The sequence below is a fragment of the Acidobacteriota bacterium genome, assembly GCA_016195325.1.
GTDB lineage: Bacteria > Acidobacteriota > Polarisedimenticolia > JACPZX01 > JACPZX01 > JACPZX01.
The window spans coordinates 74,662-82,717 of record JACPZX010000075.1; the positions used below are offsets into that span (position 1 = coordinate 74,662).

Below are 8,056 nucleotides of genomic sequence, written 5' to 3' on the forward strand. Positions count from 1 at the left end.
GATGAACGCCGCGCTCCACCGCTTCGCCGTCTTCCTCTCGGGCGCGACGTTCGTCCTGGTCTTCGTCGGCGGCCTCGTCACGAGCACCGGCTCCGGGCTCGCCGTCCCCGACTGGCCCCTCTCGTTCGGGATGGTCTTCCCCAAGATGGAGGGAGGCGTCCTCTTCGAGCACGGCCACCGGATGGTGGCGGCGGCCGTCGGAGCGCTGGTCGTCGCGCTGTACGTCTGGACGGCCCTCGGGAAACGGCGCGCGCCGATCAGCACCCTCGCCGCGTGCGCTCTCGGCACGGTCGTGCTCCAGGGGCTTCTCGGCGGGCTGACGGTGCTGCTGAAGCTCCCCCCGGCCGTCTCCGTCGCGCACGCCTGCCTCGCGCAGGCCTTTCTCTGCCTGACGATCTCGATCGCGGTCGTGACCGGCGACGTGTGGGGAAAGATGCGGGCGACCCCCGAGAGGGCCGCCATCCCGCTCAAGGCCCTCGCGATCGCCACGACGGCGGCCGTCTACGTCCAGCTCATCCTCGGCGCGGTCATGCGCCACACCGGCGCGGGGCTCGCGATCCCCGACTTCCCGCTGGCCGTCGGCCGGCTGGTGCCCCCGCTCGGGGATCCGAAGGTGCAGATCCACTTCGCGCACCGGGTGGGCGCGCTGATCGTGAGCGCGATGGTCGTCTGGACCGTCTCGCGGATCCTCAGGGAGCACGCGGGTGAGGGGCTGCTGAGGCGGCCGGCGATCCTCCTGGCCACCCTCCTCGTCGCGCAGGGGACTCTCGGCGCCCTCACGATCTGGACGGGGAAGGCGGTCCTGCCGACCACCGCCCACGTCCTCGGCGGGGCGGCGATCCTCGGCACGAGCTTTCTCATCACGCTCCGCGCGCACCGGCTCGTCGCGACGCGCCCTCTGCCGGTGAAGAGCGCGGCGACCTTCGAGGTGACGGCGTGACGTTGCTTCGCCTCGCCGTCGAGGTCCGTCCGGCCGGCGCCGCCTCCGCGCTCTCCAGCTTTCTCGAGCTGACCAAGCCGCGCATCGTGATGCTCATCCTGGTCACGACGGCCGCGGGCTTCTACATGGGCTCCGGAGCCTCTCCCGACGTGACGGCGCTCTTCCACACCCTTTTCGGCACGGGCCTCGCGGCGGCCGGCGCCCTCGCGCTCAACCAGTACCTCGAGCGCGTGGAGGACGGCCGCATGGAGCGGACGCGCCGCCGCCCGCTTCCCGACGGAAGGCTTCAGCCGATCGAGGCGCTGGCCTTCGGGGCGATCGTCACCGTCCTCGGGCTCGTCTACCTCCTCGCGGCCGTCGGCCCGGTGAGCGCGGCGGTGACGGCGTTCACCGTCCTGAGCTATCTCTTCGCGTACACCCCGATGAAGAGCCGGAGCGCCCTGTGCACCGTGGTCGGCGCCGTTCCCGGCGCGCTCCCACCCGTCACGGGATGGGCGGCGGCGACGGGGCACCTCGGCGTGGGGGCCGCGGTCCTGTTCGGCATCATGTTTTTCTGGCAGCTCCCTCACTCCCTCGCCATCGGCTGGATCTACCGCGACGACTACGCGCGCGCGGGGACGCGCCTCCTCCCGACCGTCGAGCCCGACGGGCGGAGCACGGGCCGCCAGATCGCGATCAACGCGATCGCGCTCCTCGGCGTGGGGATGCTCCCGACACTGATCGGCCTCGCGGGGTGGATGTACTTCGCGGTGGCCTTCGGGATGGGAGGGTGGTTCCTCGCCGACGCGGTGGGGGCGGCCCTCGCGGGAACGCCGGCCGGGGCCCGGAGGCTGCTGCACACGACGTTCTACTACGTCCCGGTCGTCCTGACGGCGATGGCGCTCGATCGCATCCCCCTCGGGCGCGGGCCGCTCGGGTGGTGAGGGGCGCATGACGATGTCCGGAAGCCAGACCTACGACGGGACGGAGGCGAGAAACCGGCGGCTGAGGCGGGTTCTCCTCGCGGTCGCGGCTTTCCTCGCGGTCTTCACCATCGTCTACATCGCGCTTCACAGGCATGACTAACGGAGCCGCCGGGGTTCGGGCGGAGGAGGCGTCGAGTTCTCGCCATGGCGCAGGGATCGGCGGCGCGGAGCGGAGCGGCCCGGGGACTGCCTTCGGGTGCGGCGGGGGCTCCGGCGACGGCGTTCGGCGGGGGACCTCCGTCGCCGCCGCGGTCCGGGATCGCCAGCACGCGCATTGCCATCGTCATGCTCCTCGGCGCGGAGACGATGTTTTTCACGGGGCTCATCGGGGCCTACGTGGTGCTGCGCGGGGCGAGCACGGCGTGGCCGCCGATCGGCCTGCCGCGCCTTCCCATCGCGGTGACCTGGGCGAACACGCTGGTCCTCGTCACCTCGTGCGTCACGATGGCGATGTCCCTCTCCGCGCTGAAGCGGAAGAGCCCCTGGCGGCTGGAGCGCTATCTCACGCTCACGACGCTCCTCGGGATGTTCTTCCTCGCGGTGCAGGGGTCGGAGTGGATCAGGCTCGTCCGCCACGGGCTCACCGTCTCGACGGGAGTCTACGGCGCGACGTTCTACACCCTCATCGGGGTGCACGGCCTGCACGTCCTCGGGGCGGTCCTCTGGCTGCTGTGGGTCCAGCAGCGGGCGCGGCGCACCCGGTACTCGGGGGCGAACGCCGCCGCCATCGACATGGTCTCCATCTACTGGTTCTACGTGGGCGGGCTGTGGCTGATCCTCTTCCCGCTGGTGTACCTTTACTGACCTCGTGACGAGGCGGAGATGACGCGATCATGACCCTGCGAGTTCGAAAGCGCTTCGCGGCGGCGGCCCTTCTTGCCGCGGCCGTCCTCCTGTCGGCTCCTCCCGCGCTCGCGCAGGGGTGCGCGATGTGCCGGACCGCCGTCGAGGGGCAGGACGACCCGCTGACGCGGGGGCTCTCCCACAGCGTTCTCTTCATGGTCTCCATGCCCTTCGCGGTCTTCTTCTCGGCCGCGGGGTGGCTCGTGCTCTCGAACCGGAAGGCGAGGAACGCGGCGCGCCTCGCCGCCGCGACCCCCGACGATCCGCAAGCGACGACCGCCGACCCACAGGCGACGGGAGGAGTCTGACTTGAGCCAGGCAGCGACGATGGAACACGCGGTGGAGCCGGCCGAATCGCCGCTCACCCCCGAGAGCTGGGGGAAGCTGGGGATGTGGATCTTCCTCGCGGCGGACGCGATGAGCTTCGGCGGACTGCTCGCCGGGTACGGGGCGCTCAGGTACTCGAGCGGCAACTGGCCCGACCCGAAGAAGGTCCTCGGGATCCAGACGACGGCGTTCATGACCTTCATCCTCATCTGCAGCAGCGTCACGATGGTGAAGGCCCTCTCCGCGAAGAAGAGGGGGGACTCGGGGAAGACCAAGCTCTTCCTCGGGCTCACCATCCTCGGCGGCGCGATCTTCCTCGGGATGCAGGCGATCGAGTGGACGGGGCTCATCCACGAGGGGATGACGATTCGCGGAAACCCGTGGGGGAGCTCCCTCTTCGGGACGACGTTCTTCATCCTGACCGGCTTCCACGGCTGCCACGTCCTCGCCGGGGTCATCTACCTGACGTCCCAGCTGATGCTGACCGCGCGAGAGAAGTCGTCCTACAACGGCATCGAGGTCCTGGGGCTCTACTGGCACTTCGTCGATCTGATCTGGATCCTGGTCTTCACCTTCGTCTACCTGATCTGACGTTCTCCGTCTTGGCGAGGCGGGCCGCGCGGTCCGCCGGGAAGGACTCCGAGAGATGACGCAGCACAACGCAGGTGGCGCGGCCCACGCCGATCACGCCGAACCCAACTACATGGCGGTCTTCGTCGCGCTGGCCGTCCTGACGGTGGTCGAAGTCGTCATGGTCTTCATGCCCATCTCGAGGCTGGCGATCGGCGCCATCCTGGTGACCCTCGCCTTCACCAAGGCGATCCTCGTCGCGATGTACTTCATGCACCTCAAGTTCGAGAAGCGCACGCTCGCCGTCATCGCGGCGACGCCGATCGCGCTGTGCGTCTTCCTGATGTTCATGCTCCTTCCCGATGCCGACCCCGCCAAGGTGAAGCACCCCGCGGCCCCTCCCGCTCCGGCCGCGGCGACGCACCCGTGACCCCGCGGGGCGCGGGCGCGCCCTCGATCGGCTGAGCGATGGCCGGCGGCCAGCCGCGGAGGAGCCCCGCGGAGCGGGCGATCCTCGCCGGCGTCGGCGTCGTCCTCGCGGTCATCATCGCGATAGGTGCCCGCGATCTCGTCGCCCGGCGCCCCCACCCGTTCCCCGAGTCGCAGGACCCCGCGCTCCCGCTCTTCGATCCCGTCCCCTCCTTCGCCCTGACCGCCTCCGACCGCGCCCCCGTCACGAACGCGACCCTCGCAGGCCGCATCTGGGTCGCCGACTTCGTCTTCACCCGCTGCACGGGGGTGTGCCCGCTTCTCAGCGGGCGGATGCTCGCGCTCCAGAAGGCGCTCCGCGGGCGCGACGACGTGCGCCTCGTCTCCTTCAGCGTCGACCCCGACTACGACACCCCCGAAGTCCTCGCCGCCTACGCGAAGGATCACGGCGCCGACAGTTCGCGCTGGATCTTCCTCACCGGGCCGAGGCCCGAGCTCCACGATCTGATCGGCCGCGGGTTCCACCTCGCCGTGGCGAAGGCCCCCGAGGGGACCGCCGCCCCGGGGGAGCTGATCACGCACAGCGATCGGCTGGTGCTGGTGGACGGGAAGGGGAGGATCCGGGGGTACTACCGGGGATCGGAGGAGGAGACGGTGCGCCGCGTCCTCACCGATCTCGACGGTCTGGCGGGGGGGTCCTGAGGCGATGATCCCCTACGCGGCCCTCCCTCACCTGAACGCGGCCCTCAACGCGACGAGCCTGGTCCTCCTGACGGCCGGGTTCACCTTCATCCGCCTGAAGAAGATCGCCGCCCACCGCGCCTGCATGCTCTCGGCCTTCGTCGTCGCGATCCTCTTCCTGATCTCGTACGTCGTCTACCACTATCACGCCGGGTCCACCCACTTCCCCGGCACCGGGATCATCCGCCCGGTCTACTTCTTCATCCTGACCACGCACGTCATCCTCGCCGCGTCGATCGTCCCGCTCGCGATCGTCACCATGCGCCGGGCCTTCAAGGGGCAGATCGATCGCCACAAGTCGATCGCACACTTCACGCTTCCGTTGTGGATGTACGTGTCGGTGACGGGGCTGATCGTCTACGCGATGCTGTACCACCTGTACCCGCCGGCGGGGTAGGGGCGTGCAAGCCAGGTTCCTGCATGCTCGCCGGAGTCTTGCCGGCGTCGACTCGAGTCCAGACCGATTCGAAGGGTGCCAACTGAAGGTCGCGGGACACTAGAATGAGGTCACGCTGTGACCTTGATGGCCCGGAGCGGGTCACACTTCCGGGAGAGGGCGAGTGATCACAAGAATCGAAGCGTTGAACTACCGATCCCTCCGGTACGTCGCCCAGGATGTCCGCCCGTTTCATCTCCTCGTCGGACCGAACGCCAGCGGAAAATCCACGTTTCTCGACGTCGTCTCGCTGCTCGGTGATCTCGTCCGCGTCGGTCTTCCCGGAGCTATTGAAGGTGACGCTCGCTTGAGTATCCCCGAACGCGCTCCGGACGCTCGGCAGTTGGTCTGGATGCGACAGGGGAAACGGTTCGAGCTTGCTGTGGAGGCTGAGATTCCGCCGGAGCGAAAAGGCCGTCTTCTCAACGGCGGCTTCGCGCGGGTGCGATATGAACTCGCGGTGGTCGCCGGAGACGACTTGGGGATCGAGAACGAAGCGGTATGGCTGCTTCCCGATCCTCCGAGAACAGAGACGACGAGAAGTCAGATGCAGTTTCCCCTCCCGGAGCATCCACCGGATCACATCGTGCATCTTCCGAGGAAACGGCCTCCGGCTGGTTGGAAGAAAGTGATCTCGCGTGGGGAAGACGCTTCCAAGGTGACATTCAGTGCGGAGACCTCGGGCTGGAACAACCCATTTCGAGTGAGACCAGCGAAGTTGGCCTTGGCCAGCCTCCCGGAAGACGAAGCGAAGTTTCCCGTCGCGACTTGGTTCAAGCAGGCGCTTGTGGACGGGATTCAGCGAGTCGCGCTCTCCAGCGACGCGCTGCGCCGACCGAGCCCGCCTGGTCGGGCTCATTCCTACTTCCCGGATGGGTCCGGCCTGCCGTGGATGGTTGACGCACTCCGAAAGAAGCACTCGGACCGTCATCACGAGTGGGTCCAGCACCTTCGCCAGGCGCTTCCGCAACTCGTCGAAGTCACGACTCGTCCACGCGAAGAGGACCGACATCGGTACGTCGTTCTCAAACATTCGAACGGACTGGAAACGCCGTCGTGGCTCGTCTCGGACGGCACGCTCCGACTTCTTGCGCTGACCATTCTTGCGTACGCGCCGGACGTGACAGGCGTGTTTCTCATCGAGGAACCTGAGAACGGAATTCACCCACGTGCGGTCGAGACCATCATCCAATCACTCTCCAGCGCGTACGGAGCTCAGATCCTCTGCGCCACGCACTCACCGGTTGCAGTAAGCATCGCCAGGGCCGGCGATATCCTCTGCTTTGCCCGCGACACCGATGGCGCGACGGACATCGTACAGGGGGACCTGCACCCTCGCCTTCGTGATTGGAAGGGCGAAGCCGATCTCGGCACGCTCTTCGCCGGTGGGGTTCTCGGGTGAAGGACTTAGCTTGCCTAGTCGCGGACCGGAATCAGGCCGCGACAATTCAAGCGCTGCTGGATCGCCCTCGAGCGATGGGAATGCGGACTGTTACGTTCGACGTGTTTGTTCACCCGCAGCGGGACCCGGGATGCTTTCAGCGGGGGCACGAGTTCTTGCGGCCGCTTCGCAGTGCGTACCTCAACGCCTTGGTCCTCTTTGATCAGGCCTGGGAAGGCGCGCCAAGCCAGGACGCGAGTGTCCTGGAGACTGCAGTCCGCGAACGTCTCCGAGGGGCAGGGCAGGAGGCTTGGGCTGACGTGGTCGTCATTGCCCCCGAACTCGAAGTGTGGGTGTGGAGCGATTCTCCTCACGTGGGTACCGCACTTGGTTGGGGCGGCCGGCGACCGGGAGTCAGAGTGTGGCTTCGGGAAAAGGGTTTGTGGCCAGAAGAAGTTGTCAAGCCTCCCGATCCAAAGCGGGCGGTGGAGCAAGCGCTCTTCGAGACCAAAGTGCCTCGGTCTTCGGCAGTCTACGAGAGAATCGCCCGCAAGGTGAGCGTCAATCGATGTCGAGACGAATCATTCCATCGTCTCCGAGCCCGTCTCGGAACTTGGTTCCCCCCGAGGTAGGCGTTCGCCTCCCACTGGACGCGGGCGCTCCTACCCCCGCCCCTTCCGCGTCGCGGCGTGGACGGCGGCGGCGAAGCCCAAGGCCGAGAAGATCGCCGTCGCCGCGATCGAGAGGCCCAGGGGCGGAAGCGTCGCGACGAGATCCGGCCGCGCCATGTAGAGGCACCGCCTCAGCGCGGCCATCCCGTAGGTGAGAGGGTTCACCTTCACCAGGATCGCGAGCCAGAAGGGGAGCCCCTCGGCTGGGAAGAAGGCTCCGGAGAGGAGCCACAGGGGCATCAGGATCAAGTTCATGATCGCGTGGAACCCCTGCGTCGAGTCGAGGCGCCACGCGAGGATCAGCCCCAGCCCCGTGACGCAGAAGGCGACGAGGATCATCGCGGCGGTGGTGGCGAGCGCCGACTCCACCGTCAGGGGGATCCCGGCGAGAGGCGCGAGGGCGAGCAGGATGACCCCCTGCGCCACGGCGAGAATCGTGCAGCCGAGCGCCTGCCCCATCACGATCGCCCAGCGGGGGATCGGCGCGACGAGCACACCCTGGAGGAACCCCGACTGCCGGTCCTCCACCGCGCTGATCGTCGAGAAGATCGCGGTGAAGAGGAGGACGAGAGAGAGGATCCCCGGGTAGAAGTACTCGGTGTACGTCATCCCCTCCGCGCCGCCGGGGACACGGAACGACGCCCGGAAGCCGCCTCCGAGGAGAGCCCAGAAGAGGAGCGGCTGGAGGAGCGCCCCCGTCAGGCGGCTGCGCTGCCTCACGAAGCGGATCACCTCTCGCCAGGCGAGGGTGCA

The 8,056-nt window shown here is 68.0% G+C and carries 10 protein-coding genes; 9 read left to right on the plus strand and 1 reads right to left on the minus strand.

Going from position 1 to position 8,056, the window contains the following annotated elements; genetic code table 11:
- Position 1: 1 nt before the first annotated feature.
- The 9 genes from HY049_13990 (at position 2) to HY049_14030 (ending at position 6,653) form a co-directional block, all read left to right on the plus strand.
- Positions 2–940 carry a COX15/CtaA family protein gene (locus HY049_13990; GenBank protein MBI3450012.1) on the plus strand — a complete coding sequence of 313 codons (939 nt, stop codon included), beginning with the start codon at positions 2–4 and terminating at the stop codon, positions 938–940.
- An 89-nt stretch (positions 941–1,029) separates the two neighbouring features.
- Positions 1,030–1,863, plus strand: coding sequence for a protoheme IX farnesyltransferase (gene cyoE / locus HY049_13995; protein ID MBI3450013.1), 834 nt, complete (start codon positions 1,030–1,032; stop codon positions 1,861–1,863).
- Between the two features lie 186 nt (positions 1,864–2,049).
- Positions 2,050–2,709, plus strand: a complete 660-nt coding sequence (locus HY049_14000) for a heme-copper oxidase subunit III (protein ID MBI3450014.1) — start codon at positions 2,050–2,052, stop codon at positions 2,707–2,709.
- A 29-nt stretch (positions 2,710–2,738) separates the two neighbouring features.
- The gene (locus HY049_14005; protein MBI3450015.1) at positions 2,739–3,056 is read left to right on the plus strand and encodes a hypothetical protein; all 318 of its coding nucleotides are present in this window, start codon (positions 2,739–2,741) and stop codon (positions 3,054–3,056) included.
- A 19-nt stretch (positions 3,057–3,075) separates the two neighbouring features.
- Positions 3,076–3,666 carry a cytochrome c oxidase subunit 3 gene (locus tag HY049_14010; protein MBI3450016.1) on the plus strand — a complete coding sequence of 197 codons (591 nt, stop codon included), beginning with the start codon at positions 3,076–3,078 and terminating at the stop codon, positions 3,664–3,666.
- 55 nt (positions 3,667–3,721) lie between these two features.
- Positions 3,722–4,075: a cytochrome C oxidase subunit IV family protein gene (locus tag HY049_14015; protein ID MBI3450017.1), complete on the plus strand. Its 354-nt coding sequence runs from the start codon at positions 3,722–3,724 to the stop codon at positions 4,073–4,075.
- Between the two features lie 38 nt (positions 4,076–4,113).
- Positions 4,114–4,776 (plus strand): SCO family protein, encoded by a 663-nt coding sequence (locus tag HY049_14020; protein MBI3450018.1) that lies wholly within the window; start codon positions 4,114–4,116, stop codon positions 4,774–4,776.
- A 4-nt stretch (positions 4,777–4,780) separates the two neighbouring features.
- A complete protein-coding gene (locus tag HY049_14025) occupies positions 4,781–5,212 on the plus strand; it encodes a DUF420 domain-containing protein (GenBank protein ID MBI3450019.1) in 432 nt (143 codons plus the stop codon).
- A 163-nt stretch (positions 5,213–5,375) separates the two neighbouring features.
- On the plus strand, positions 5,376–6,653 hold the full coding sequence (locus tag HY049_14030; protein MBI3450020.1) for an ATP-binding protein: 1,278 nt from the start codon (positions 5,376–5,378) through the stop codon (positions 6,651–6,653).
- A gap of 641 nt (positions 6,654–7,294) precedes the next feature.
- Here the strand turns inward: HY049_14030 and HY049_14035 are convergent.
- On the minus strand, positions 7,295–8,056 hold a 762-nt coding region (locus HY049_14035; protein ID MBI3450021.1), incomplete at its 5' end, for an ABC transporter permease.

Coding starts and splice junctions, on each gene's coding strand:
- HY049_14025 (MBI3450019.1), top strand. CDS start 4,781: ATGATCCCCTACGCGGCCCTCCCTCACCTGAACGCGGCCCTCAACGCG.
- HY049_14015 (MBI3450017.1), top strand. CDS start 3,722: ATGACGCAGCACAACGCAGGTGGCGCGGCCCACGCCGATCACGCCGAA.
- HY049_13990 (MBI3450012.1), top strand. CDS start 2: ATGAACGCCGCGCTCCACCGCTTCGCCGTCTTCCTCTCGGGCGCGACG.
- HY049_14010 (MBI3450016.1), top strand. CDS start 3,076: ATGGAACACGCGGTGGAGCCGGCCGAATCGCCGCTCACCCCCGAGAGC.
- HY049_14020 (MBI3450018.1), top strand. CDS start 4,114: ATGGCCGGCGGCCAGCCGCGGAGGAGCCCCGCGGAGCGGGCGATCCTC.
- HY049_14005 (MBI3450015.1), top strand. CDS start 2,739: ATGACCCTGCGAGTTCGAAAGCGCTTCGCGGCGGCGGCCCTTCTTGCC.
- HY049_14000 (MBI3450014.1), top strand. CDS start 2,050: ATGGCGCAGGGATCGGCGGCGCGGAGCGGAGCGGCCCGGGGACTGCCT.
- cyoE (MBI3450013.1), top strand. CDS start 1,030: ATGCTCATCCTGGTCACGACGGCCGCGGGCTTCTACATGGGCTCCGGA.